General features: G+C 65.6%; 23 protein-coding genes. 8 read left to right on the top strand and 15 right to left on the bottom strand.

Translation table 11 applies throughout. The features are described 5' to 3' along the window. Window position 1: 1 nt before the first annotated feature. Entirely contained in the window at window positions 2-1207 is a 1206-nt protein-coding gene (locus ACMHYJ_RS13020; protein ID WP_414246605.1) for a CynX/NimT family MFS transporter, read from the top strand. 87 nt (window positions 1208-1294) lie between these two features. Here ACMHYJ_RS13020 and ACMHYJ_RS13015 read toward each other — a convergent pair whose 3' ends face one another. Continuing rightward, window positions 1295-3244: a methyl-accepting chemotaxis protein gene (locus ACMHYJ_RS13015; protein ID WP_414246604.1), complete on the bottom strand. Its 1950-nt coding sequence runs from the start codon at window positions 3242-3244 to the stop codon at window positions 1295-1297. A 325-nt stretch (window positions 3245-3569) separates the two neighbouring features. Here ACMHYJ_RS13015 and ACMHYJ_RS13010 point away from each other — a divergent pair, with 325 nt between their 5' ends. The 4 genes from ACMHYJ_RS13010 to ACMHYJ_RS12995 are packed head-to-tail and all read left to right on the top strand — an operon-like array spanning window position 3570 to window position 6981. Next, window positions 3570-5399: a methyl-accepting chemotaxis protein gene (locus ACMHYJ_RS13010; protein ID WP_414246603.1), complete on the top strand. Its 1830-nt coding sequence runs from the start codon at window positions 3570-3572 to the stop codon at window positions 5397-5399. A 19-nt stretch (window positions 5400-5418) separates the two neighbouring features. Next, a complete protein-coding gene (locus ACMHYJ_RS13005; RefSeq protein WP_414246602.1) occupies window positions 5419-5790 on the top strand; it encodes an MAPEG family protein in 372 nt (123 codons plus the stop codon). A gap of 34 nt (window positions 5791-5824) precedes the next feature. After that, window positions 5825-6604 (top strand): NYN domain-containing protein, encoded by a 780-nt coding sequence (locus ACMHYJ_RS13000; protein ID WP_414246601.1) that lies wholly within the window; start codon window positions 5825-5827, stop codon window positions 6602-6604. Window positions 6605-6663: 59 nt separating this feature from the next. Beyond that, the gene (locus ACMHYJ_RS12995; protein ID WP_414246600.1) at window positions 6664-6981 is read left to right on the top strand and encodes a YnfA family protein; all 318 of its coding nucleotides are present in this window, start codon (window positions 6664-6666) and stop codon (window positions 6979-6981) included. A gap of 119 nt (window positions 6982-7100) precedes the next feature. On the opposite strand, the gene ACMHYJ_RS12990 is transcribed toward ACMHYJ_RS12995, so the two are convergent. The 14 genes from ACMHYJ_RS12990 to ACMHYJ_RS12925 all read right to left on the bottom strand — a co-directional run bounded on the left by ACMHYJ_RS12990 (window position 7101) and on the right by ACMHYJ_RS12925 (window position 20723). Then, window positions 7101-7931: an isocitrate lyase/PEP mutase family protein gene (locus tag ACMHYJ_RS12990; protein ID WP_414246599.1), complete on the bottom strand. Its 831-nt coding sequence runs from the start codon at window positions 7929-7931 to the stop codon at window positions 7101-7103. Window positions 7932-7954: 23 nt separating this feature from the next. Further along, window positions 7955-8563: a pseudouridine synthase gene (locus tag ACMHYJ_RS12985; RefSeq protein WP_414246598.1), complete on the bottom strand. Its 609-nt coding sequence runs from the start codon at window positions 8561-8563 to the stop codon at window positions 7955-7957. 62 nt (window positions 8564-8625) lie between these two features. After that, window positions 8626-9246, bottom strand: coding sequence for a LysE family translocator (locus ACMHYJ_RS12980; protein ID WP_414246597.1), 621 nt, complete (start codon window positions 9244-9246; stop codon window positions 8626-8628). Window positions 9247-9316: 70 nt separating this feature from the next. Further along, on the bottom strand, window positions 9317-10318 hold the full coding sequence (locus ACMHYJ_RS12975; RefSeq protein ID WP_414246596.1) for a helix-turn-helix domain-containing protein: 1002 nt from the start codon (window positions 10316-10318) through the stop codon (window positions 9317-9319). A gap of 108 nt (window positions 10319-10426) precedes the next feature. Next, the gene (locus ACMHYJ_RS12970) at window positions 10427-10939 is read right to left on the bottom strand and encodes a cytochrome C (RefSeq protein ID WP_414246594.1); all 513 of its coding nucleotides are present in this window, start codon (window positions 10937-10939) and stop codon (window positions 10427-10429) included. A gap of 17 nt (window positions 10940-10956) precedes the next feature. Beyond that, complete coding sequence (locus ACMHYJ_RS12965) at window positions 10957-11484, bottom strand: methylamine dehydrogenase light chain (RefSeq protein WP_414246593.1); 528 nt, start codon at window positions 11482-11484, stop codon at window positions 10957-10959. Continuing rightward, window positions 11471-12100: a methylamine dehydrogenase accessory protein MauD gene (gene mauD / locus ACMHYJ_RS12960; protein ID WP_414246592.1), complete on the bottom strand. Its 630-nt coding sequence runs from the start codon at window positions 12098-12100 to the stop codon at window positions 11471-11473. Before mauD ends, ACMHYJ_RS12965 begins: the two co-directional genes overlap by 14 nt. After that, window positions 12097-12636 carry a MauE/DoxX family redox-associated membrane protein gene (locus tag ACMHYJ_RS12955; RefSeq protein WP_414246591.1) on the bottom strand — a complete coding sequence of 180 codons (540 nt, stop codon included), beginning with the start codon at window positions 12634-12636 and terminating at the stop codon, window positions 12097-12099. The genes mauD and ACMHYJ_RS12955 overlap by 4 nt, the downstream gene beginning before the upstream one ends. Continuing rightward, window positions 12629-13813 (bottom strand): amine dehydrogenase large subunit, encoded by a 1185-nt coding sequence (locus ACMHYJ_RS12950; protein ID WP_414246590.1) that lies wholly within the window; start codon window positions 13811-13813, stop codon window positions 12629-12631. The genes ACMHYJ_RS12955 and ACMHYJ_RS12950 overlap by 8 nt, the downstream gene beginning before the upstream one ends. A 22-nt stretch (window positions 13814-13835) precedes the next feature. Further along, window positions 13836-14711, bottom strand: a complete 876-nt coding sequence (locus ACMHYJ_RS12945; protein WP_414246589.1) for a transporter — start codon at window positions 14709-14711, stop codon at window positions 13836-13838. 69 nt (window positions 14712-14780) lie between these two features. Further along, a complete protein-coding gene (locus ACMHYJ_RS12940) occupies window positions 14781-16274 on the bottom strand; it encodes an aldehyde dehydrogenase family protein (RefSeq protein ID WP_414246588.1) in 1494 nt (497 codons plus the stop codon). 263 nt (window positions 16275-16537) lie between these two features. Beyond that, the gene (locus ACMHYJ_RS12935) at window positions 16538-17320 is read right to left on the bottom strand and encodes a 3-hydroxybutyrate dehydrogenase (RefSeq protein WP_414246632.1); all 783 of its coding nucleotides are present in this window, start codon (window positions 17318-17320) and stop codon (window positions 16538-16540) included. Window positions 17321-17558: 238 nt separating this feature from the next. Then, window positions 17559-19913 carry a sulfatase gene (locus ACMHYJ_RS12930; protein ID WP_414246587.1) on the bottom strand — a complete coding sequence of 785 codons (2355 nt, stop codon included), beginning with the start codon at window positions 19911-19913 and terminating at the stop codon, window positions 17559-17561. 165 nt (window positions 19914-20078) lie between these two features. Further along, on the bottom strand, window positions 20079-20723 hold the full coding sequence (locus ACMHYJ_RS12925) for a DNA-3-methyladenine glycosylase family protein (RefSeq protein WP_414246586.1): 645 nt from the start codon (window positions 20721-20723) through the stop codon (window positions 20079-20081). A 361-nt stretch (window positions 20724-21084) separates the two neighbouring features. Here ACMHYJ_RS12925 and ACMHYJ_RS12920 point away from each other — a divergent pair, with 361 nt between their 5' ends. The 3 genes from ACMHYJ_RS12920 to fabI are packed head-to-tail and all read left to right on the top strand — an operon-like array spanning window position 21085 to window position 24053. Next, on the top strand, window positions 21085-22893 hold the full coding sequence (locus tag ACMHYJ_RS12920; protein ID WP_414246585.1) for a PHA/PHB synthase family protein: 1809 nt from the start codon (window positions 21085-21087) through the stop codon (window positions 22891-22893). Beyond that, window positions 22883-23260, top strand: a complete 378-nt coding sequence (locus tag ACMHYJ_RS12915) for a hypothetical protein (RefSeq protein ID WP_414246584.1) — start codon at window positions 22883-22885, stop codon at window positions 23258-23260. Before ACMHYJ_RS12920 ends, ACMHYJ_RS12915 begins: the two co-directional genes overlap by 11 nt. A gap of 19 nt (window positions 23261-23279) precedes the next feature. Beyond that, on the top strand, window positions 23280-24053 hold the full coding sequence (gene fabI, locus ACMHYJ_RS12910) for an enoyl-ACP reductase FabI (protein ID WP_414246583.1): 774 nt from the start codon (window positions 23280-23282) through the stop codon (window positions 24051-24053). Window positions 24054-24068 lie beyond the last annotated feature (15 nt).

Genomic DNA, 24068 nt, shown 5'->3' with positions numbered 1-24068 from the left:
CATGTCCATATCCCCGCCCGGCAGCGCATCCAGCCACCCTTTGAAAGCCCCCTTCTTCCTGGTTCTGGTGGGCATCTGCGCGGCCCTGCACATCTGGAAACTGCCCCCGGCGCTGCCCGCGCTGCAGGCCGAACTGGGCCTGGATCTGGTCGAATCGGGCTTTCTGCTGTCCATCGTGCAACTGGGCGGCATGACCCTGGGCCTGCTGGCCGGCCTTTTCGCCGAGCGCATCGGCCTGCGCCGCTGCGTGATGGCCGGCCTGCTGATCCTGGCCGTCGCCTCGGCCCTGGGCGCCGTGTTTCCTGCCAAGCCCCTGGTGCTGCTGTTTCGTGGGATCGAAGGCTGCGGCTTCCTGATGACCGTCATGCCGGTTCCCGCCCTGATCAAGCGCCTGGTGCCACCGACCTATCTCAGCCGCCTGATGGGGCTGTGGAGCTGCTACATGCCCATCGGCACCGTGCTGATCCTGCTGGCGGGATCCTGGCTGCTGGGCCTGGCATCGTGGCGCGTGCTGTGGCTGATCCTGGCAATATTGACGCTGCTGGTCATGCTGCTGGCCTGGGTGATCGTGCCCGCCGATCCGGCGGTTCGCGCCGCGGCGGCGGATCGGCCGTCGTCCTGGCTGCTGGTGCGCACCACGCTGGCCGCGCCCAATGTCTGGCTGATCGCGCTGGTGTTCGGGGTGTATGCGGGGCAATGGATCGCGGTCATCGGTTTCCTGCCCACCATCTACGTGTCGGCCGGGGTCTCGGGCGCCACGGCGGGCCTGCTGACGGCGCTGGTGGCAGGCTCAAACATCATCGGCAACCTGTCGGCGGGCAAGCTGCTGCACCACGGCATACCGGCCCGGCGGCTGCTGGTGATCGGCTTTCTGACCATGATGGTATGCACCTTCGCGGCCTTTGGCGCGGGCCTGTCCACCACCGGCCAATTCTTCGGCGTGCTGCTGTTCTCGATGGTGGGCGGGCTGGTGCCCGCCACCCTGTTTGTCCTGGCCATCCGCCACGCCCCCACCCCGCAGACCACCTCCACCACCGTGGGCTGGATGCAGCAGTGCTCATCGCTGGGGCAGTTTTCAGGCCCGCCCGTGGTGGCCTGGGTGGTGCATGCGGCGGGCGGCTGGGAATGGACTTGGCTGGCCACCGGCGGCTATGCCCTGGCCGGCATCCTGATGGCCCTGTGCATCGGCAAATCGAGGCGTAAATAAACGCCGGGATGGGACACAACCGTCACGCGGCGCAGGTTTACCGATTGCGCGGAAAGCCCTGCCATTCACGTCAGGGAGGGGAGGATGTCAGCGCGACAGGCCCAGCGCCGGATAAGAGGCCGCCGGCCCGCTGGCGGCCCGATCCGTTTCGGCCCCGGCCGCCGATGGGCTGATTTTGAACACCGCCATGGTTTGCATCAGCTCTTGGGCCTGGGCCTGCATGCTGGCGGCCGCGGCGGCCATTTCCTCGACCAGCGCGGCATTTTGCTGGGTGGCCTGATCCATTTGCGCCACGGCTTCGCCCACCTGGGCCACGCCAGTGGCCTGTTCGCGGCTGGCGGCGCTGATTTCCCCCATGATGCTGGTCACCCGGCGAATCGCCGCCACGACCTCCTGCATGGTGGCGCCGGCCTGCTCCACCTGCGTATTGCCCTTGTCGACCCGCGCCACGCTGTCCTGGATCAGGCTGGTGATTTCCTTGGCGGCCTCGGCGCTGCGTCCCGCCAAGGCGCGGACTTCGCCCGCCACCACGGCGAAGCCACGTCCCTGCTCACCCGCGCGGGCGGCCTCGACGGCGGCGTTGAGCGCCAGGATATTGGTCTGAAAGGCAATCCCGTCGATGACCTGGATAATGTCGGCGATCCGCTGGCTGGACTGGCTGATGCCCTGCATGGTCTGCACCACATCGGCCACCACCACGCCGCCGCGCTCGGCCACTTCGCTGGCCGTCAAGGCCAGCTGATTGGCCTGCTGGGCGTTGTCGGCGTTTTGCCGCACCGTGGCCCCCAGTTGTTCCATCGAGGCAGCCGTTTCTTCCAGCGCGCTGGCCTGGCTGTCGGTGCGGGCGGAAAGATCCTGACTGCCCTGGGCCACCTCGACGGTGGCCCGCGAGATGGCCTCCGCCGAATACCGCACCGTCCCCACCATGCCTTCCAGCGACCCGATGAAACGGTTGAAGGCGTGTGCCAGCGCCCCCACTTCATCGCGGGTTTCCACATGCAGGCGACGGCTCAGGTCGCCATCGCCGTCCGCAATGTCCGCCAGCATCAGCGAGGCCCGCGAAACCGGCGCGGCAATGGTGCGGCTGACCAGGTAGATGACGATCAGACCCAGCCCGCCGCCCGCCAGAGCGGCGATCAGGGTGGTCAGCAACAAGGTGCGGCGGGCATCCCCCAGGATTTCGCTTTCCGGCACCTGGGCCAGCACATAGAGATTGAGTTCCGGCACATAGGACGTCATCATGATCTGCTTTCCAGCGGGATCGTCGCGCACCTCGTGCGCCAGGGCCTGCCGATCAAACAAGGCTTGTACCCGTTCCGGCGTGAAACCGGGCTGATCCTTGACGAAATGCTTGCCGTCGATCAACGCGGGATCGCGGTTCATCAGATAAGCGCCGTCGCCGCCAACAATGGCGACCGAGCCGGATTCGCCAATCTGGTAGGCGCTGACGGCGGCCGCCATCGCATCAATGGACAACCCCAGGCCGGTGACGCCCGTTTTGCCATCCCCGGCATCGAAGCGGGTATTGACGAACAGCATATAGCCTTCACCGGCCCCCGCGCTCAGATCCCGGTCGATGTCGATGCGATCCGGCTCGGGGCCGTCCAGCAGGCTGTAAAACCACTGATTGCGGGGATCATCGCGCGACAAGGTGCGGTTCAGGCCGGCCTCTGTGTAGTATTTCCCGGTCGCCCCCGATACCCAGAAGATACTGGCGGCATCGAAACGGTCTTTGATGGAACGGGCGAACGCCATCCAGCCATCGGCCCCCGCGTCGGGCAGCCCCCGGGCCTCCCAATCCAGCAGGTACGCATTGGCGGTCATGGCATGCGCCACCGCCAGCGGGGTGGCGATCTGGCGCAGGATATCGTTGCGAATTTCGCCCATGACCGCCGGGAGTTCCTGGGCGATGGCGCGATCCCGCAGGCTGTTGCCCATGAGGATAAAGCTCAAGGCGGCGGAAATCGCTGCGAACAGCAGCAAACAGGCCAGCATACTGAGCGTCAGCTTGGTTTGGATGGAAAGCCGTTTGAACATATTGGTGTCCCCTTTGATCCCCTACAGGCAGTTGGGACACCTTATGTCAAGAGCGGGATGCCATATGCCACCCAGAGCGAATAATGGCTATCACGCACCCGGAATACACCAGGGCAACAACAAGGCGACCCGCATCACATCCAGCAACCCCATTCTACACATGACAGACGGCGATCGGCGCACCCGGCCAGAAACCGGCGCAAAAACCCGGTGCAAATAAGGGCTGACCATCATTACATCCGCATCCACATTTGCATACAATCAACGGGCGACACGCCACAGGCCCGCATTCTGCGGGCCTCTCTATACCAGGAATACATCCGCCATGAAAAACATGAAAATCGGCACCCGCCTCGCGCTGGGCTTCGGGGTGATTATTTTGCTGCTGGTCGTGCTGGCCAGCATCGGCTTCTGGCGCATCCTGGACAGCAACGCCGCCAGCGCCAATCTGCGCGAACGCCAAGACATCAACACCCTGGTGCTGCAGTGGGCGCGCCAGGCCGAAACCAATACCAGCCTGGCCCTGGGGGCCGCCAACATGAACGACCCCGAAGCCCGGGGCCGGGCGGAAACCGGCATGGCCAAGTCCGACGAATCCATCCAGGCCGCCCGCAAGGCGCTGGAAGCCCGCGACACCTCGGCCGATTTCAAGGCGCTGTTCCAGAAAGCCAGCGCCACCCAGGACGCGTTCTTCGCCGGGCGCAAGAAAGCCTTCGACGACCTGGAAAACTGGGAAGTCGGCCGGGCCAACGAATTCTTCAACCACGAAATGCCCAAGCTGACCCAGACCCTGATCCAGCAAGTGGATCAACTGGCGCTCTATCAACAAGGGCTGATCAACGACATCAACCAGGAAACCCAGGCGTCCAATCAGCTGGGGCTGATGGTGCTGGCGGCGGCCGCGCTGCTGGCGCTGCTGATCAGCCCCTTGCTGGCCTGGCGCACCACCCGCAGCATCACCCATCCGCTGCGCCACGCCATCGGCCTGGCCGAAGCCGTGGCCCAGCGCGACCTCAGCCACCAGGTGCACGCCACCGGCCACGACGAAGTCGGCCAGCTTCTGCAGGCCCTGGCGTCGATGGCCGGCAACCTGCGCCACACCGTCAGCGACGTGCGCGGCGGGGCTGAATCCATCGCCTCGGCCGCCAACCAGATCTCCGCCGGCAACCTGGATCTGTCCTCGCGCACCGAACAACAGGCCAGCTCCCTGGCGCAGACCGCCGCCACCATGGAAGAAATCACCGCCACCGTGCGCCAGAACGCCGACAACACCCAGCAGGCCAACAGCCTGGCCGCCGCCGCCGCGAAAACCGCCGCCGACGGCGGCGACATGGTGGCCGAACTGGTCGCCACCATGGGCGAAATCAACAGCAAGTCCCAACAAGTGGCCGACATCATCGGCGTCATTGATTCCATCGCCTTCCAGACCAACATCCTGGCGCTCAACGCCGCCGTCGAGGCCGCCCGCGCCGGCGAACAGGGCCGCGGCTTTGCCGTGGTCGCCGCCGAAGTGCGCGCCCTGGCTCAGCGCTCGGCCAGCGCCGCCAAAGAAATCAAAGACCTCATCGACGATTCCGTCCAGGCCACATCCAAGGGCAACGACCAGGCCGCCCACGCGGGCGACACCATGCAAGAAATCGTCACCAGCATCAACCGCGTCACCGACATCATGGGCGAGATCAACGCCGCCAACCGCGAACAGACCACCGGCATCGAGGAAATCAATTCCGCCATCACGCAGATGGACGACGTCACCCGGCAAAACGCCAGCCTGGTCGAAGAATCCGCCGCCGCCGCCACCAGTCTGCAGGCCCAGGCCGACCATCTGGCCGACTTGGTCGCCACCTTCAACCTGGGCGACCAGGCCGGCGCCGCGCAACGCGGATCGGGCCGCGCCCGGGCGGGCGCCGGGGCATCGGCCGGCGCTGCCGGCATGGGCGGTACTGGCGGCGCCTCCGGGCCGCAAGCGGGCGGCACAGCCGCCGCGCGCCTGCCCTCGGCGCCGGAAAAAGTCGTCAGCCCCGCGCCGGGGCGCACCCCCCGGGCCGCGCCCAAAGCCGCACCGGGCGCCCCGGCCGGCAACCGCCCGGCCCTGCGCGCCCCCGGCAAGCCCGCCCCCGCCACGGCCGACACCGAGGAATGGACCGAATTCTAGGGATCTAAAGGAACGCCCCATGATCACGATTCCCGGCTTGCTGCTGGCAGCGGCCGTCCTGCCTTACCTCACCGCCCTGGCTGCCAAGGCCGGAGGCAGGCATTTCGACAACGACAACCCACGCGCCTGGCTATCCGCCCAGCAGGGCTGGCGGGCACGCGCCAACGCCGCCCAAACCAATCTGTTTGAAGGGCTGCCTTTCTATTTTGCCGCCGTGCTGTACGCCCTGCATGCCGGCGCGGACACCGGCCGCCTGGCCACCCTGATGACCGTCTGGCTGGTTCTGCGCATCCTGTTCGTCCTGGCATACATCCTGGGCCGGGGCACGGTGCGATCCTTGATCTGGGGGGCCTGCCTGGTCGTCAACCTCATGATTTTATTCGCCGCCTAGCCGCGTCAACGGCAGCAAATCAGAGCACAGCCACATGGAAGAACATTTCAGCCCAAGAAACGAACCGCGCGTAGCGATCCTCGTAGACTGCGACAACGTTCCCCCGGATATCCTGGACTACACGCTGCGTATCGCCGCGCAATTTGGCCGCGTCACGATTCGGCGGGGCTATGGCAACCAGAGAACGCTTGCTGAAAAATGGCGGGAGGCCTTGGTTTCGTTTGCCTTCACCCCTTGTTTACAATATCAGTACGTTTCCGGGAAAAACACGGCCGATCTGGCGCTTGCGCTTGAGGCGCTTGAGGCCCTGTTCGATGACCGCACCGATGTTTTCTGCCTGGTTACCAGCGATTCGGATTTCGCCTACCTCTGCCGCAAACTCAGAGAGCGCGGTGCGACTGTCCACATCATTGGCGAACCCAAGACACCCGCCGCCCTGCGCAATGCCAGTGACCAATTCTTCGAATGGAACCATGAGGAAAACGGGGCGCCACTGCCGGCCGACCCGACGGAAACACCCGATGCCGAACCCAAGAAAACCGCACCGGAAGACCCTTCGGACAAAAAACCCAAGCTCCAGCAGCGCCCTATTTTCATCGTCAAAGCCGTGGGGCTGCTTGCCAACGAAACATCCGACGGCAAGATTCACCTGGGCCAGCTCGGGCAATACCTGAAACGCACAGACCCCGCCTTTTCCCCCAAGACCTATGGCTACACGGGCTTGCTGGATATGCTGAAGACATACGATCTTCTGACGATCCACCAGGAAAACACAGGAGGCTGGTCGGTCAGCGTCAACGACAAGAAGCACTGACGCATGCCCCGCGACCTGTCTCGGAACCATGCCATTGCCGGCGCAAGGCGGGGCTACGCATGAGAACCATGCTGCTCTACCTGGTGACGGCGCTGGCCGAGATTGTCGGCTGTTATTTGCCGTGGCTATGGCTCAAGCACGGCGGGCCGGCGTGGCTGCTGCTGCCCGCCGCAGCCAGCCTGGCGGCGTTTGCCTGGCTGCTGACCCTGCACGACGCCGCGTCCGGGCGCGTGTACGCCGCCTATGGCGGGGTGTATATCGTCGTGGCGCTATTGTGGCTCTGGGCGGTGGACGGCGTCCGCCCTTCCGGCTGGGACGTGGCGGGCGGCCTGGTGGCCCTGGCGGGCATGGGGATCATCGCGTTCCAGCCCCGCTGAACCGCGCCCTGCCGTGGCCCTCGGCAGGACGTCGTCAGCGCGGCCCGATTGCGGACCGAGAGTCGGCATCCTCCTCGGCTCGAAGATCGAAGATCCCTGTGGCGCTCAGGCGCGCCGGGTCAGTCGGGGCGCCGGGCCCGCATCAAACCATTGAGTTCTGGATACGGCATGGCCGGCCCGAAGGCATCGAAGCGGCCCTGCGCCAGCGCGCCGGCGGCCTGGCGCAGGCTTTCCCAGGCGACACGGGCCAGCCCGCCCCCGACGCTGACGCGGCGCACCCCCAGGGCGGCCAGTTCATCCAGGGTGAGGTCGCTGTTCGATCCGATCAGGACGTTGACAGGCTTGGGCGCCACGGCCTCGACGACGGCCTGGATGTGCGCCCGGTCGTGGATGCCCGGCGCGTAGAGGCAATCGGCACCCGCGGCGGCATACGCCCGCAGCCGCCGCAGGGTATCCGCCAGATCCGGGTTCCCGTGCAGGAAGTTTTCCGCCCGGCCCACCAGCAAGACGGCCTGGCCGGATTCGTCGATGGCGCGCCGGGCGGCCCGCAACCGTTGCACACTGTCTTCCAGGCTGCGCAGCGGTGCGCTGGGGTCGCCCGTGGCGTCCTCGATGGACAGGCCCGCCACGCCCGTGTCCACAGCGGCCCGGACATTTTTCACCAACGTGTCCACATCCTGCGCAAAGCCATACTCAAAATCCGCGTTGACCGGCAAATCGGTGGCTTGCACCAGGCTGCGCAGATAATCCAAGACCAGCGGCAAAGGCGCGGCGCCGTCCTGGTAGCCCTGCGACCACGCATAACCGGAACTGGTCGATGCCAGGGCCTTGAACCCCAGTTGCCCGAACAGCCGCGCGCTGCCGACATCCCAGGGGTTGGGCAAGACAAAGCAGCCGCTTTCGTGCAGGGCCTTGAAGGCGGCACGTTTTTCATCAACAGAGGTCGGCATGAGGGGGCTTCCTTGGGCAAGGGTCAAACCAGAATTTTCTCACTTTCCGCTTCACGCCACAGGCCGGGCAGCAGCCCGTCCAGGCGCCACGGACCGATGCGCACCCGCACCAGGCGCAAAGTGGGCAGGCCCACCGCGGCCGTCATGCGCCGCACCTGGCGGTTGCGGCCTTCGCGGAGGGTGATGGCCAGCCAGGTGGTCGGAATATGCCGGCGAAAGCGCACGGGCGGCTGGCGCGGCCAAAGCGCGGGCGGCGCCAACAGCTCGGCCTGGGCCGGCAGGGTCGGGCCGTCCTTCAGCATCACGCCATGGCACAACTGCCGCAGCTGGGCCGCCGTGGCCTGGCCTTCCACCTGCACCCAATAGGTCTTGGACATCTTGTGCCGGGGATCCGCGATACGCGCCTGCAGGGATCCCTGGTTGGTCAACAACAGCAGACCCTCGCTGTCGCGGTCCAGCCGCCCCGCGGGATAGACGCCGGGCACGTCGATGAAATCTTTCAGGGTGGCGCGCCCCTGGTCGTCGCTGAACTGCGTCAGGACGCCATAGGGTTTATTGAACAAAAGCAGACGGGGCGGCCGGGCGGCCGCCGGGACGGCGCGGCGGCGGCGCGGAAAGTTCTGGTCGGGCATGGCATGCGGTTCGGCGTGACGAAACAACCATGATACCCAGGCCCGCCGCCCGCCGGGCGGGCTCAGGCCTCGGCGACCGCCAGCTTGGCCGCCAACCCCAGGAATACCGCGCCGGCCAAGCGGTTCATCACCTTTTGCGCGGCGGGCGACTGCCCGAAACGAGCGCCGACGCGCGCGGCCGCCACGGCCATCAGGCTGAAAGCCAGCAACGCGCACAGCATAAAGACCCCGCCCAGCACCCAGACCTGCAAGGTCGTCCGGCCGGCCTGCGGATCGACGAACTGCGGCAGAAACGCCAGAAAAAACAACGACACTTTTGGATTGGTGACATTCATCACGATGCCGCGAAGGTAAAGCCGCCTGCCATCCCGCCCCGCGCCCGGCGCAGGGCCGGCATCCGGCCGCGCCCGGAATGCCTGCCACGCCAGGTAGGCCAGATAGGCGGAACCGGCGTATTTCAGCAGATTGAATGCCAGCGCCGACTGCTGAAGCAGCACGGCAACCCCCAGCGCCACCACCGTGGTGTGCACCATCAGCCCGGTGCACAGGCCCAGCACCACCAGCAGCCCGGCGCGCAGCCCGCGCAGGGCGGACAAGGTCATGACGAACAGATTGTCGGGCCCGGGGACAAAGGCCAGCAGCAGCGCCGCCGCCGCAAAAGCCAGGATATTTTCAATGGGCATGATTGGTTTTTGATGTGAACCGGCATCACTCGACCCACTTTTTTACCACAAGGCCCGCCCGCCGGGGGCATCAGACGGTGCGCGCGTGCCGCAGCGCGTCAGCCCGGGCGTCGGACGGCGACATGCCGAAACGGCGGCGAAAAGCGTGACTGAAGACGGAAGAATCCTGGAACCCATGGGCATGGGCCAGTTCGGTGAGTGAGCGCGCATAGTTTTTGTCGCCCAGCACATCGCGGCAGCGATCGAGCCGGGCGGACAGGATGTAGTCGGCCGGCTTGAGCCCCTGCATGGCGAACAGCTTGTACAAGTAGCGGCGCGACATCTTGAAGCGCAAGGCCAGCGAAGTGGCCGTCATGTCGGGATCGTGCAGGTGCCGATGGATATGGTGCATGATCATCCGCAGCTGCCCCTGGCGGACGTCGGCCAGGCCGGCCTCGGAGACAGCGGAAGACGCCCCGGCCAGGCTGATGGCGAACAGCTGCATGACCGTGGCCGAAACCTGGTCGGCGTGCGGGGACGGCAAAGCCCGCCCCTGGGTGACAAACGACCGCAAGGCATCGACCGCCACGCGGGCGCTGCCGTCGCGGGCGCTGAAGCGTGTGGCCATTTGCCCCTGGAGCGTGGCCTCCCAGACCGCCAGCATGACCGACGGAATGCGCAGCACCAGGAAATGGGCATTGGCGTCGACGCTGACTTCGTAGGGACGGGAGGTGTCGTACAGCCCCCAGTCGCCCGGCAGCAAAATGGCCGAGCGGCCATCCTGCGCGATCTGGGAGCGCCCGGAAAGTTGGAGATTGAGCTTGTATTGCGCGGCTTCGGAGCGGTTGGCCAGCGCCCGGGTGCGCCGCACCCGCTGCGCGGCGGTGACGAGCTCGGACACCTGGATGCACCCCAGGGTCTCGTTGGCGGCCAGGTTGCAAAAGGGCCCGGTGTCCAGCGTATCGACTTCCAGGGGCACGAAATGCTGGCTGATGCTGTCGGACCAGGCGGACAGGCCCTTGAACCGATGCGGCTTGGTTTGCAGCCAGTAGGCCGACCCGGGCGGCGGCGGGATGGGAGAGGTGAGCGACATGTCTGTAAAGCCCAGAGGCGGCGATCCTGTCATAATCTACAGGGTCGCGCGCGCCCCAGCCAGCTGGTAAATACCCGTACCGCAGCGGCCCACCCCAGGCAGTCCATTTCAATTCACCCCATACAAGTACGCCGCAGGCCGCAGCCCCCGCTGCTCCAGCTGATCCGTCAGCTTGCGGCGTTCGACGACCACATTGTCGAATCGATACGGCCGCACCGCGCCGACTTCGCTGGCGGTGAACGGCTTGAAATCCGGCGCCAGCTGCGCAGGGCTATAGGTGGCCACGATCCAGTTCAGCACTTCGGCCAGTTCGGCATTGCCCAACAGCGATTGCGACGCCCCCGGCACGCGGATCATGTATTCGCGCCCCGCCGGCAGTTGGGTGAACAGGCCGATGGAATCGCGGAAATCCGGCACGGCGTTGCGGGCGACCCCTTCGCCGCTGAAACGATGACAGCCGCCGCAGTTCAGCATGTAGTCTTTATAAGCGGCGGTGCTGGCGCGCAAGGTCTCGATCACGGTGTGCCGCGGGGACGGGTCGGCCGGGTCGGCCTGGGCTGAAAACGCTAAAGCCAGGCCAGACGCCAGGCCAACCCAGACAAGCAGCCTGGGTTGGGTCATGGAATGCCTCCGTCTTGTCAGTTCTTGCCCAGGCCCACGATGGTGGAGACCGTGCAATGATAGGTGGTGTTGCTGTTGGCCATGCACCAGTTCACATCGTTGTGCAGGAAGAACTCGTAGCCGGGCCGTTCACGTACCTGGCCGCCGCAATAGCAACGGTCGCACGCCGTCTTGCCGCAGCAATCGTGGTAGCTGACCAGGTAGTCCTTGCCGTCCTTGGGATTGTGGCAGGTACCCACCCAGGAAATCGGCGACGGTTCGCTGCCCGGGGGGCAGGTGGTGGCGCTGCCGCCGCAGCAGGTGCACAGGAAGCCGTCCACCGCGCAATAGCGCCAGTAATCGCACGACGACAATTCTTCTTCCGTCGCGGTGTCCAGATCCGTTTTCGCGGGGGCGGCCTGGGCATTGCGCAGGACGGGCAGCACCGGCATGATGAAGGCCGACCCCACCAGGGCCTTGCTGATCGAGCACAGAATGCTGCGCCGCGAAGATTGATGGGCCACCTTGCGGGTCAGGGTTTCACCGAAATGATCAAGCCAACGCATTGCCGTTCTCCTTGCGTGAAATGGTTTCTACAGATGCCTTTTCCAGCCACTCCTGCGCCGACCCGACGCCGATTTCCTTGGCGGTAAACAGGCTTTCCAGCTGCTCGCGCGAATTGATCAGCCCTTTGCCTCGCACCACGCCGTGTTCATCCATTAACACGGCATAGGGCAGTTTGCTGATCTGGAACTTCATGCCCAGTTCGGTGGACAACAGATAGGGAAAGGCTTCCAGCTGCGCCTTGCGGTAAAACGCCAGGTGTTCCGGCATTTCGCCATCGCTGGCCAGGGCGATGTCCAGCCAGGCGCGTTCGCTTTGCGCCACGGATTTCAGGATGGGCAGCAGCTTCTTGCACACCGGGCAGTTGGGCGACACAAAAAACAGCAGTTGGCTGCGCGGCCCGGCATAACCGACTTGATGCGGACGGCCCAGCAAATCCTTGAGATCGAATTTCGGCGCCGGATCGCCCACCGCGGGCCCCTTGTCGAGCGTCAGCGCCCCCATGGGCGCCACCCGCTCGTAGAGCACGCCGATCTGGCGCGACAAAGCCAGCACGACCAGCAGCAAGGCCAGCACGACCACCCACAACACGATATTGGACACACTCAATGCCATCATGATTGACTCCTTTCCTGCATCCGCAGATGGGATGCAATCAATTGATTGAAAACGAGATACAGGCCCAGCAGGGACAGCGTCAAGCCAAAGAAGGTCAAGCCGTCCAGCCAGACCAGGTCGCGCGCGGCCATCCCGGACAGCACCAGCCCCGCCAGCCCGGCCAGCAGCCCGTTGCGCAGCAGCAGCCACCAGGTCAGGCCGGTCGCGGCCTGGGCCAGCCCGCCGCAGCCGCAGCTGATCCGGGTATGGCCCCGCAGCAGATTGACCGCCACGCCGGCCGAGGCCAGCAGCACGAGCGCGCCGGCGGCCAGCGCCCCGGCGCTGCGTCCCGACGGCACCAGCAGCAGCGCGCCGCTGGCCAGTTCGCCGGCAACGAAGAACAAGGCAAACGGCGTGTTCAACGCACGGGGCAACAGGCGGTATGCCGCCACCGCGGCCTCGAACTGGGCGAAATGGCGCAGCTTGTCCAGGGCGCCCAGCCACAGGATCACGACCAGGACGGCCAGGGCGGCATACACGATGATGGGATCATCCACGGCCATCTCCCGCCCACCCCATGGTCTGCAAGGCGGATTCGCCCGCCCCTTCGATGGTGCGGATAAGTTTCGGTTCGGCGGCGCTAATGTCGTAGAGATGGGCGTTGGCCCCGTCGATCGTCACCAACTGCGGGGTCTTGCCCGGAATGACGGACATCGACAGGCCATCCAGGCCGGGCACCCGGGCAATGCGCTTCTTGGCCTTCAGGTCGTACACCCACAGTTCGGCGGCGGGATTCTTGTGCGAGCCTTCCTTGCCTTCCGGGTGCATGAAGATATACAAGCGCTGGCTGCCGGGCTCGACGGCCAGCAGGTTGTAGCCGCCCGGCACCCAGCCCTGCGCCCGATCCTGCGCGTCCAGCAGCGACCAGGTGGGCGCGAAGTCCATCCCATCGGCGGTGGGCGTGGCCGTGTAGACATTGCCGTAAAAGGAGACAAACACCAGGCGATCCGACAGCAGGCCCGGCGTAATGAAGACGGGATCGTCCTTGACCGGGAACATGGGCTGACTGCGATGCTGGCTGCGCACCTTGCCGTGCTCGTCCAGGTCGATGGTCAGCAAGGCGCCATCGCCGCACACCGTGGCGAAGCTGCGCGGCTTGTCCGGCAGGGGGATGGTGCTCCAGCAGCCCGCGGTCGCCGTGACTTCCTCGGTGAAAACGCCTTTTTCCACGTCGATCACACTGACCGATGCGGCGGGCGTGGCATTTTGCAGCAGCAGGAAGCGGCCATCGTTGGTTTGCCTGAACATGCCGTTGTAGTTCAATGCCCCGGCCCGTTTGGGCGGCACCTCGATTTCCTTGACGAAACTGAGGGTCGAGTTGTCCCAGATTTCGATCACATCGGTGCGCTTGCCACGCGTGACGCGCTCGTAATAGGTGGTCGCCACGTAAACCTGCTTGCCATCCTTGGAAATCTGGGCGAAGCCGTTGAAGGACGTGGGAATCATGCCCAGAAATTTGCCGGTGGCGCGGTCGAACTGGTTGAAGCGGCTATCGGTCAGGTGCATGAACACCGCATCCATGACATAGACCCGATCCGCCGGATCGACCTGGACGGAATGGCCGCCCGTCAAGACTTCGACCGGCAGGTTGTCGGCGGCCGCGCCGGCACCCGCCAGCAGGCCGATGGATAGCAGGCCGGCCAGCGAGGTCCGCCTGAAGGCTGTTTTTTTCATCCTGTTGTCTCCTTTGTGATCCTTAGAATGCGTAGACATAACGCAACTGGACGCCGCGCATCCGTGGGCCGTTTTCAACTTTCAGGTCGTGGATATACTGCAGCTGCACCTGATTGGCGTCATTGAGCTGGTGCGTGACCTCGAAGGCCAGCTGATGGTTGTTGGCCCGGCCCACGGCCTGCACGCCATCCACTTTTTCGCGGCCGCCGGTTTCGTAGCGATACCGCACCCCCACATAGGTGTCCGGCGTGAGATTGGTAGAGGCCAGCGCCATCAGCCGGATGGCCGGGTCTTTCTTCAGCGTGGCGCCGTAGTAGTTGGTGTTGTCGCCAAAAAATTCGAACTCGGCCACGGCTTCCAGATAGGTGGATTCGCCCACGCCCTGGACAAAAGCAAAATCCTGCACCGTCGTCCAGCGGTGCTTGCCGGGCGAGGCATCGGCCTGGTTGCCATGATATTTTCCCGTCGGGAACGTGATGAAAGGTTCCCAGGCGAACCAGGTCTTGGTGTCTTCGTTATTGACCAGCCAGATGGCGGCGCCCAATTGCGCATCGCCCACCCCGGTGACGCGGTCATCCGGCACCCCGTCCATGCCGATGGTGGTGCGGAAAGCCGGCAGAATCAGTTCGTACTGCACGGTTTTCCCCAGCAATTCGCCAAAATACATGGGCCGCAGCACAAGGCCCTGCACATCCACGCGGGGGCCGTCGTCCAGGCGGCTGCCCCGGTCGTAAAAGCCATGCGATCCCAGGCCCACCAAATAGGTCGCAAACAGCGTGGTGCCCGGCGGGGCGGGTATCCAATCGCGGGCGCTGGGGTCGCCCGCCTGCGCCGTGCCGGCGGCGGCCGCCAGGACGGCAGCCAGCGCCGCGCGGCGCGCGGTATGCATCAACGTCATGAGTTGTCTCCTGGCCCGCTCGTCGCGGGCTCTGGTTGTGGTGAAAGGGGCTGCGTATCCCGCGCCGCGTCAGGGCAGGCCGGGATACGCGATGCAGACTGATTTGGTTTCGATGTAGTTGTCGATCACGGCCCGGCCATGTTCGCGCCCCACGCCGGACTGTTTGTAGCCGCCAAAGGGCATGGCGGGGTCGAGCATATTGTGCGTATTGACCCACACGGTGCCGGCCTGTATCCGGGGCACCAGGCGCTGGACGCGGGCCAGGTTGTTGCTCCAGATGCTGGCGCCCAGCCCGAAGCGCGTGTCGTTGGCCAGGCGCACGGCGTCTTCTTCCTGGTCGAAACGCGCGGCCACCACCACGGGGCCGAAGATTTCCTCCCGGACGATCGAGGCGTCCGGCGCGGCATCGGCGAACACGGTGGGATGCACGAAATAGCCGTCCCCTTGCCAGGGCTGCCCACCGGCCAGCAGCTGCGCGCCCGAAGCGCGCCCGGCGTCGATGTAGCGCGACACCCGATCCCGGTGACGGGCGGAAATCAGCGGGCCGATCTGGGTATCGGCCTCGAAGCCGGAACCCATCTTCAGGCTGTCGGCGGCGGCGGCCAGGCCTTCGACCACACGGTCGTAGATGCCCGCCTGGATGAAGACCCGCGAGCCGGCGGTGCACACCTGGCCCTGGTTGAAGAAAATCGCCCCGGCGGCCCCCTGGACGGCCAGATCGACCGGACAATCGTCCATGATGACGACGGGCGATTTGCCGCCGAGCTCCAGCGAGACCCGCTTCATATCGTCGACTGCGGCATGCCCGATCAGTTTGCCGACTTCGGTCGAGCCGGTGAAGGCGATCTTGTCGACCCCGGGATGCGCAACCAGCGCCGCGCCCGTGACCTCGCCCCGGCCCGTGATCACATTGATGACCCCCGGCGGGAAACCGGCTTCCAGCGCCAGTTCGGCCAGGCGCAAGGCCGTCAGCGGGGTTTCCTCGGCGGGCTTGAGCACCAGGGTGCAGCCCGCCGCAATGGCGGGCGCGATTTTCCAGACCGCCATCAGCAAGGGGAAATTCCAGGGCACGATGGCCGCCACGACCCCGACGGGCTCGGGCCGCGTATAGCCGTGGTATTGAATGCCGGGCGGAAACGGGATCGACAGACTCAGGGTGTCGCCGGTGATCTTGGTGGCCCAGCCCGCCATATAACGCAGCCATTGGGCGCTGGCCCCGACTTCGAGCATCTGCGACATGGCCAGCAGCTTGCCGTTGTTCAGTGTTTCCAGCCGCGCCAGCGCCTCGCCTTCCGCTTCGATGCGATCCGCCAGCGCCAGCAGCAGGCGCTCACGCCCCGCGGGCGGCATGCCGCGCCAGGCAGCGGACTCGAAAGCGCGGCGGGCCGCCTGGACGGCCAGGTCGACTTGTTCCGGCCCGGCCTCGATCTGCTGGGCGATGATCTCGCCGGTGGCCGGGTTGAAAACCGGCAGGCGGCCAATGCCCGCCGCACAGGGCTGGCCGTCTATCACCATGTGTTCCCGAATTGCGGCGTGCTCGGGCCGCTGCGCTGTCTCGACCATGCGTGTCTCCAATCATGCTTTTAATTGCTTATATATTAGGCATCAAATCGGAGGAACACTTGTCTTATCGTGCACGGCGATATGTTCTGGTGTGCACCGGCGGCACGCCCGCGCCGAAAGCGACGATGACGGCCCCGTCCGCCGCCCGCGCCGCCGGCGGCGCGCGCCGGACGAAAAAATCCACGCCGAAAGCGTGGATCAGGACACACGACGGCGCATCCGCGCCGCCCGGGCGCCGGGGCGGGCAGCCCCGCGCCCGACGGCTACTGCATGAACCAGCCGTGGCTGACCACCAGCGATTGGCCGGTGAGCGCATTGCTGGGCCAGGCAGCAAAGGTGAGCGCGGCCTGGGCGATGTCGTCCACCGTGGTGAACTCGGTATCGACCGTGTCTTTCAGCATCACGGTCTTGATGACCTCGTCTTCGCTGATGCCGAGTTCCTGGGCCTGCTCGGGGATTTGTTTTTCGACCAGCGGCGTGCGCACGAAACCGGGGCAGATGACGTTGGTGCGGATGTTGTACTGCGCGCCTTCTTTGGCGATGACCTTGGCCAGGCCTTCCAGGCCGTGCTTGGCCGTGACGTAGGGGGCTTTCAGCTTGGAGGCTTCTTTGGAATGCACCGACCCCATGAAGATGATCGAGCCGCCGCGCTTGGAGGCGATCATCTGGCGCACCGCCGCCCGCGCCGTCAGAAAGCCGCCATCCAGGTGCACGGCCAGCAGCTTCTTCCAATCGGCAAACGGGAAATCCTGGATGGGGCGGACGATCTGGATGCCCGCGTTGGCGACGGCGATATCGACTTCGCCAAAGGTCTGCGCGACCCGGGCAAAGCCCTGGTCGACGGATGCTTCGTCGGTCACGTCCATGGCCACCGCCATGGCCTGGCCGCCGTGCTTGACGATGTCGTCGGCGGCGGCCTGCGCCGCCTCTTGTTTCAGATCGGCGATCACCACCCGGGCGCCGGCCTGGGCGTAGACTTCGGCAATGCGCTTGCCCAAGCCACTGGCCGCGCCGGTGATCAGGGCGATTTTGCCATCGAGGCCCAGGGTCGTGGTGGCCTGGACATTGGACTGAGTCATAGTGGATTCCTCTTGAAGCATCGGGTTGCGGGGGCTCCTGCGAGCGTCCACTCCATCTTACATCGTTGCCCGGCCCCCGGTCAGGCCGGGCTCGGGCCGCCGCAGCCCCGCGCCCCGTGCGCTCGACCGTCGCCGCCGGCCGGACAAACATCGGGCCGGCTCGACAGGGCGAACCGGCCCGATGCCACGACGCCTCACGGATGCGTCAGCTGCTGCGGCAAGCCATGCCCATATGCTTGAGAATGATTTGCCGGTCGGCCTCGTCGGTCTTGCCGTCGTGGTTGAAGTCGTACCAGCTGGACTGCCCCCCATTCAGGCGGCTGAGTTCCTGCCAGTTGGCCAGGTCGGTCTGGTCGACCGCCAGATCCCGGTTGCCGTCCCCGGGGCAGCCCACGCTGTCGTAGCTTTGGTTGTAGCTGGCCACGGCATCGTGCTGGCCCATCGTCGCGCTCAGGGTGTCATAGGCGCGCTGCTGCTCGGCGGTCAGGGACGCCGTATTCAGCGGCGGCGCACTGATGGCGACCAGTTCGCTGCCACTGCGATCCAGCGTTGGGTTGGGCGTGGCCGTATCGATGCGATAGAGTTCGTCCATGACCTCAAAACGCGTGGCGCTGTAGGCATAGGCGCTGGGATCGGCGGCGCTGCCCATGGCGGGTTCGCACTGATTGCGGGTCTGGCGCACCAGCTTGTATGTGCCATCGGTGACGGCCTTGGTGGCGGTGGGCAGGAAGGTGGTGCCCTGGCCCTGCGCCAGGCGATACGCCTGAACCTGGCAGCAATTGTGATAGCCCTCGGCGGGGATGCCGGCGGTTTCTGGGGACAGGTTGTCGCCGTACCAGATGCCGCCTTGGGTCAGGCAGACGCCTTTTTGCGGAAACAAGGTGGTGCAGACATTATCGGCGGCCGGGATCACGCAGGCGGATTCCGTGTCGCCCGAGCCCACCACCCGGAGGTTCGTCCCCATTTCGGTGAAGTTGGTGGCGCGGATGCTGGACTGCGCGGGGTTTTCCAGGTAGGCCAGCGCCGGCTGCGCATCCACGGGGCGGTCGGGCGGCACGGCGGCGTCCACATCCGCCCCCGCGATTTCCGCGAACAGTCGGTACAAATCCACGGAACCGATCATGTGCGGCACCTCGCGCCCGGGCGACGCCACCATGGGGCCGGCCATCAGCAGCGGCACCCAGACGCCGGTCTGGTAGGGCGTGGCCTTGGCGCGGGTCGGGTCGAACCGCCCCGGCGCCGTGAATTTGACGCTATCGACATAGGTGCCGTTATCCCCCACGACGACGACCAGGGTGTTGGTTTTCTCGGGCTGATAATCGAGCACCCCGTTTTTATACTGCGCCAGGCCCAGCCCCACCAGCAAGTCGCCGATTTTCTTGTCGACCGCTTCGATCATCAGATTGGTGATGAGATGGCTGTCGATAAGGTCGGTGACCGGGGTCAGCACGGGGGTGGCTTCGGAATCCGCCAGCGGCGAACACACAAGGTTGTCGTTGCGGCCCGGGGTGTCCGCCGCGATGAGATCCACGGGCGGCAGCTGCAGCGGCGTGTGGATGGCCGAATAGCCGACGGTCAGCATCCAGGGATGATCCGAGGGCTGTTGCTTGGCCCAGGCCAGCGCCCGCTCGGTTTCCAGGATGCTGCGGTAGCCGCGCGAAGAAGGATCGGATGCCGGCACGACATAGCCATTGCCGTTTTCGGTGCTTTTCACCCAACGGCCGGTGTAGTAGCCGTTTTGCGCGGTGAAATCCAGGTAGCTGGGGACGCTGGCTTTGCAGGACTGGCCAGGATCCAGGATGCCGCCGCGTTCCATGCAGGTGCGCCCCGGGGTGACGACATCGCCCCCGATGGCCAGCGGCGAGCAGCTGCCGTCGGCCAGGTAGCAGGCCCCCGCATCGGCCCCGTTGGCCGCGTCGATGCGCGTGGTGGGGATGAAGCCGCACTTGTACGGGCCGCCGTCCACGCTGTCCCCCAATGTGGACAGACCCGCCCGGGTGTCGATGTTGTAGGGCGCGCCGTCCAGGAACCCGTCGAAATAGTCCCAGCCCAGCTTCCACATGCTGTCGTAGCCATAGGGCAGGCTGAAGCTGTCGTTCAGATCCGAGCCCGTGATGTGCATCTTGCCGATCAGGGCATTGGTGTAACCCTGCGTCTTCAGCAGCTTGGGCAGCGTCATCTCGTAGGGCGAGGTGGAGGAGTTGGCCAGGTCGGTGGCCACCAGGGCATTGAGAATGTTGGTGCTGGACGGATAGCGCCCGGTGAAGAAGGTCGCGCGCGTGGGGGTGCAGTCCGGCATGGCCCAGGCATTGCGAAACTGCACGCCGGCACGGGCGATGGCCGTCAGGTTGGGCGTCCTGGCCGGGCTGGTGCCGCCGTAGCCGTATGAGGTCAGCTGATCGACCCCCAGGTCATCCACCACGATGAACAGGATGTTCGGCTTGGCGGAAGCCAGCGCATCGTCGGCTGAAGAAGAATCGGAACCAGAGCATGCCGCCAACAACGTGGACAGGGCAGCCAGGGCCGAGAGAGACACATACCGCATAGCAGGTGCAGACATGACGTGTTCCTTATCTGGCCCGGGCGCGACCGAGCTTGAGTGGGTCATCCGGCAGGGATAATTGAAGCTTAATGCAAAAAAACAAACTGGGTCAAAACATTTTTTTTTGCAACAATAGCGCGCCATACCCCCGGCCGACAGCGGCCGGCCCCGCCAAACACAGCACTAGACGGGCAGCGTGTCCTTGCGATTCAGCACGCTGTAGTAGCGCCAGAACAGCAGGGCGGATACCGAACGCCAGGGGGCCCAGGCCGCCGCGATCCGGGCGAGATCTGCGGGCTTGACACCGGCTTCCAGGCCCAGCCCCTGGGCAACCGATTTGCGCAAGGCCAGGTCGCCCGCCGGAAACACATCGGGGTGTCCGGCACAGAACATCAGGTAGATTTCGGCGGTCCAGGGGCCGATGCCCTTGAACTGCGTCAAGGCGGCCACCGCCTGGTCGGCGGGCAGGCCGACGACGGCATCGAGGTCGAGCCGTCCTTGCACCAGCGCCTGCGCCACCCCTTGCAGGGTCTGGATTTTGCCGCGCGACAGCCCCACCCCGTCCAGCCCCCCCGCGCCGCAAGCCAGATAGGCCCGCGGATCGCGGGCCGCCTCGCCACGCGCCGTGAACCGCTGCCAGATCGCCCCGGCGCTGGCCACCGACAGCTGCTGGCCGCAAATCACACGCGCCAGGCCTTCAAACCCCGGCGGATGCCAACGCGGCTGCAAGGCCCCCGCCACCTGGCTGACGGCCCGCAGCCTGGGATCCCGGGCCACCAGCGATTGCAGATGGGTATTGATGGTCGCTTGATCGTGGATATTGGGCATGGCGATTCGTAAAAGGCGGCGAAGCGGCGCACGGCGGACAGGCGCGCCGGCGGGCCGTGCGGGGACGGGTGCGATCCCGGGTGGGGTTGTTTTATCACATCGGCCTTTATCGCATCGGCCGGGCGGGCAGCGGCGAGAATTGATCCACCTCAAATGGGGATTCTCTTATCTTGCGGATAATAGGCGGCATCCAGCAGCTTTTTATACCTAATTGCCGACTTGCGCCAAAATAACCACACTGATAACGATGTTATTGAAACATTGATGGACACCACGATAAGCCGCCCAGGAAATCCGTTTTTCACTTAGAAAATCCCGCCTTGATCTCAACCCGCCTTTTCAATTGGACCCGCCCAACGCCATGACCCAAAGCCTCTCCCCGCCGGCCCTTCCGCCGCAAGACAGCCAAGCCGCCGCCGCCCAGGCCCTGGATGAAACCGTGCGCGCCCAATGGGCCCGCGCCACTGGCGGCCTGTCGCCGATTGCGCTGGCCTTGGCGCACATGGACTGGGCCATGCACCTGCTCAGTTCGCCCGGCCGCCAGGCCGTGCTGGCCCAGCGCGCACTGGCGCTCGGCTGGCAGGCCTGGGCGGCCCCCCTGGCCCAGCCCGACCCGGAAGCCCCGCACCAAGACGGCCGCTTCGCCCACCCCGCCTGGAACCAATGGCCTTATACCGCGCTGACCGCAGGCTACCAGGCGCTGGACACCTGGTGGCGCGAAGCGGCCCAGCAGGGCAACGGGGTCAGCGCCCATCACCAGCACATGGTGAACTTTTTCACCGGCCAGGCCCTGGATGCCCTGGCGCCGTCCAACTGGCTCTGGAGCAACCCGGAAGTTCTGCAGGCCGCCCGGGAAACCGGCGGCCGGTCGTTGCGCGATGGCTGGGCCTTTTTCTTGCAGGATCTGCGTGAACAGCTGGCTGCAGGCCCCGACACCCCGCCCGAACAACTGGAACCCCTGGCATACGCGGTGGGCCAGGACGTGGCGGTCACCCCCGGCAAGGTCGTGTTCCGCAACCCCCTCATCGAACTCATCCAGTACAGCCCCAGCACGGATCAGGTTCATCCCGAGCCCATCCTGATCGTGCCGTCCTGCATCATGAAGTACTACATCCTGGATCTGTCGCCGCACAATTCCATGGTGAAGTACCTGGTCGGCCAGGGCCATACGGTCTTCATCATTTCATGGCGCAACCCCGACGCCGCCGACCGCGACCTGAAAATGCAGGACTATCTCAGCAGCGGCGTGCTGGCCGCCATGGCCGCCGCCGGACGCGCCAGCCAGGCCACGCGCCTGCACACGGTGGGCTACTGCCTGGGCGGGACATTCCTGGCCATTGTCGCGGCCGCCCTGGGACGGCTGGCGCGCAAGCCCGCCGAACGGACCGCCAAGGAGCAGGCCCTGATCCCCGCCGACCTGCCCGAGCTGGCTTCGGTCATCCTGCTGGCCGCCCAAACCGATTTCGCCGAACCCGGCGACCTGGGCGTGTTCATCGACGACGCCCAACTGGCCACCCTGCGGCAGACCATGAACCAGCGCGGCTATCTGTCGGGCAGGCAGATGGGCGGATCGTTCGTCTACCTGGCGTCACGCGGGCTGCTGTGGGGCCGCAACACCCGGCGCTACCTGCTGGGCGAAGACGACCCCAGCTTCGACCTGATGAGCTGGAACGCGGATACCACGCGGCTGCCCGCGCGCATGCACGCCGAATACCTGAACGCGCTGTTCCTGAACAACGCGCTGTCCGCCGGCCAGTACCGCTTCGCCGGGGCGACCGTGGCGTTGATGGACATCAACGTCCCCATGATGGTCGTGGCCACGACCCGGGATCATGTGTCGCCCTGGAAATCCGTCTACAAAATCCACCTGCAGACCGACACCCACGTGACCTTCGTCCTGGCCGAAGGAGGACACAACGCCGGGATTGTCTCCGAGCCTGGCCGGCCACGGCGCAGCTACCAGATCGACAGCGTCGAAGACAATATGGGCTGGACCGACCCCGACGACTGGAAAGCCCGAGCCCCGGTTCACCAGGGCTCTTGGTGGGAAGCCATGGACGCCTGGATCACGGCGCGCTCCGGCCCGCCGGTGGCTGCGCGGCCCATCAGCAAAGCCCAGGCCCTGTGCGACGCCCCGGGCACCTATGTGATGACCCGTTATGCCGACTGAACACACGCCGCGGCGCGAAGCCGCCGCCCGGCAGCTGGAGCGCCTGGTGCATTATTTCGAAACCACGGGTGCGCGCATCGCCATATTGGCCCGCACGCTGGGGCTGCCGCTGCGCGGCGCGGCCGAAATCAACGCCGTGCTGAACGGCACGCTGACCAGCCCGCGCGGCGCGGCTTCCCGGATCGGCATGCAAGACGAATTGCGCGCCTTGCTGCTGATGCAATATCAGGCGATCGCCCGCCTGGCCAACAGCGCCCAGGTGGGCGCGCCCGCCACCCGCGACATCCTGTGCATCGTCTGTTCCCGCCTGCAACAGCGCGGCTTCGATGCCACCGACTTTCTCAACGACCTGATCGCCCAACCTTGATCTCCCAACCTGGATACTCATGACTGAAAATCGCTTTAGCCTGGCCGGCAAAAAAGGCCTGATCCTCGGCGTGGCCAACGACAGCAGCATCGCTTTCGGCTGCGCCCGCCTGGCGCGCGCCCAGGGCGCCGAACTGGTGGTGTCCTGCCTGAACGACAAGGCGCGCAAATTCGTCGAACCGCACACCGGCCCGCTGGGCCTGCACCTGATGAACTGCGACGTCGAATCCCCCGGAGAACTGGACGCCATCGTGCGGCACGCGGTGGATCGCTTCGGGCAACTGGACTTCGTCATCCATTCCATCGCCTGGGCGCCGCTGGCCGACCTGCACGGCCAGGTGATCGACAGTTCACGAGAAGGTTTCGCCCGGGCCATGAGCGTGTCATGCCACAGTTTTGCCGAACTGGGCCGCCTGTGCGCGCCCCACATGCCCGCCGGCGGGGCCATGCTGTCCATGACCTACCTGGGTTCGGGCGAGGTCGTCCCCCACTACGGCCTGATGGGGCCAGTGAAGGCCGCGCTGGAATCGCTGGTGCGCTACATGGCCATGGAGCTGGGCCCAAAGAACATCCGGGTGCATGCCGTGTCCCCCGGGCCGATTCTCACGCGCGCCGGTTCCGGCATCGCGCACTTCGACGAACTGATGGCGACGGCCCAGAACAAGGCCCCGCTGCAGCGCCTGGTAACACTGGACGAAATCGCCCAACTCAGCGCCTTCCTGTGCTCGGATGCGGCATCCGGCATGACGGGCCAGACCATCTACGTGGACGGCGGCGTGCACGCCATGGACTGACCGTCCCGCAGAACC

It is taken from the genome of Castellaniella hirudinis, from assembly GCF_047468865.1.
Classification (GTDB): Bacteria; Pseudomonadota; Gammaproteobacteria; order Burkholderiales; family Burkholderiaceae_B; genus Castellaniella; species Castellaniella hirudinis_A.
This window is presented reverse-complemented; position numbering and strand designations above follow the sequence as displayed.

Bases quoted from the DNA above. Each gene is read 5' to 3' on its own strand.
- ACMHYJ_RS13020 (WP_414246605.1), top strand. From the start codon at position 2: ATGTCCATATCCCCGCCCGGCAGCGCATCCAGCCACCCTTTGAAAGCC.
- ACMHYJ_RS13015 (WP_414246604.1), bottom strand. From the start codon at position 3,244: ATGTTCAAACGGCTTTCCATCCAAACCAAGCTGACGCTCAGTATGCTG.
- ACMHYJ_RS13010 (WP_414246603.1), top strand. From the start codon at position 3,570: ATGAAAAACATGAAAATCGGCACCCGCCTCGCGCTGGGCTTCGGGGTG.
- ACMHYJ_RS13005 (WP_414246602.1), top strand. From the start codon at position 5,419: ATGATCACGATTCCCGGCTTGCTGCTGGCAGCGGCCGTCCTGCCTTAC.
- ACMHYJ_RS13000 (WP_414246601.1), top strand. From the start codon at position 5,825: ATGGAAGAACATTTCAGCCCAAGAAACGAACCGCGCGTAGCGATCCTC.
- ACMHYJ_RS12995 (WP_414246600.1), top strand. From the start codon at position 6,664: ATGAGAACCATGCTGCTCTACCTGGTGACGGCGCTGGCCGAGATTGTC.
- ACMHYJ_RS12990 (WP_414246599.1), bottom strand. From the start codon at position 7,931: ATGCCGACCTCTGTTGATGAAAAACGTGCCGCCTTCAAGGCCCTGCAC.
- ACMHYJ_RS12985 (WP_414246598.1), bottom strand. From the start codon at position 8,563: ATGCCCGACCAGAACTTTCCGCGCCGCCGCCGCGCCGTCCCGGCGGCC.
- ACMHYJ_RS12980 (WP_414246597.1), bottom strand. From the start codon at position 9,246: ATGCCCATTGAAAATATCCTGGCTTTTGCGGCGGCGGCGCTGCTGCTG.
- ACMHYJ_RS12975 (WP_414246596.1), bottom strand. From the start codon at position 10,318: ATGTCGCTCACCTCTCCCATCCCGCCGCCGCCCGGGTCGGCCTACTGG.
- ACMHYJ_RS12970 (WP_414246594.1), bottom strand. From the start codon at position 10,939: ATGACCCAACCCAGGCTGCTTGTCTGGGTTGGCCTGGCGTCTGGCCTG.
- ACMHYJ_RS12965 (WP_414246593.1), bottom strand. From the start codon at position 11,484: ATGCGTTGGCTTGATCATTTCGGTGAAACCCTGACCCGCAAGGTGGCC.
- mauD (WP_414246592.1), bottom strand. From the start codon at position 12,100: ATGATGGCATTGAGTGTGTCCAATATCGTGTTGTGGGTGGTCGTGCTG.
- ACMHYJ_RS12950 (WP_414246590.1), bottom strand. From the start codon at position 13,813: ATGAAAAAAACAGCCTTCAGGCGGACCTCGCTGGCCGGCCTGCTATCC.
- ACMHYJ_RS12945 (WP_414246589.1), bottom strand. From the start codon at position 14,711: ATGACGTTGATGCATACCGCGCGCCGCGCGGCGCTGGCTGCCGTCCTG.
- ACMHYJ_RS12940 (WP_414246588.1), bottom strand. From the start codon at position 16,274: ATGGTCGAGACAGCGCAGCGGCCCGAGCACGCCGCAATTCGGGAACAC.
- ACMHYJ_RS12930 (WP_414246587.1), bottom strand. From the start codon at position 19,913: ATGTCTGCACCTGCTATGCGGTATGTGTCTCTCTCGGCCCTGGCTGCC.
- ACMHYJ_RS12925 (WP_414246586.1), bottom strand. From the start codon at position 20,723: ATGCCCAATATCCACGATCAAGCGACCATCAATACCCATCTGCAATCG.
- ACMHYJ_RS12920 (WP_414246585.1), top strand. From the start codon at position 21,085: ATGACCCAAAGCCTCTCCCCGCCGGCCCTTCCGCCGCAAGACAGCCAA.
- ACMHYJ_RS12915 (WP_414246584.1), top strand. From the start codon at position 22,883: ATGCCGACTGAACACACGCCGCGGCGCGAAGCCGCCGCCCGGCAGCTG.
- fabI (WP_414246583.1), top strand. From the start codon at position 23,280: ATGACTGAAAATCGCTTTAGCCTGGCCGGCAAAAAAGGCCTGATCCTC.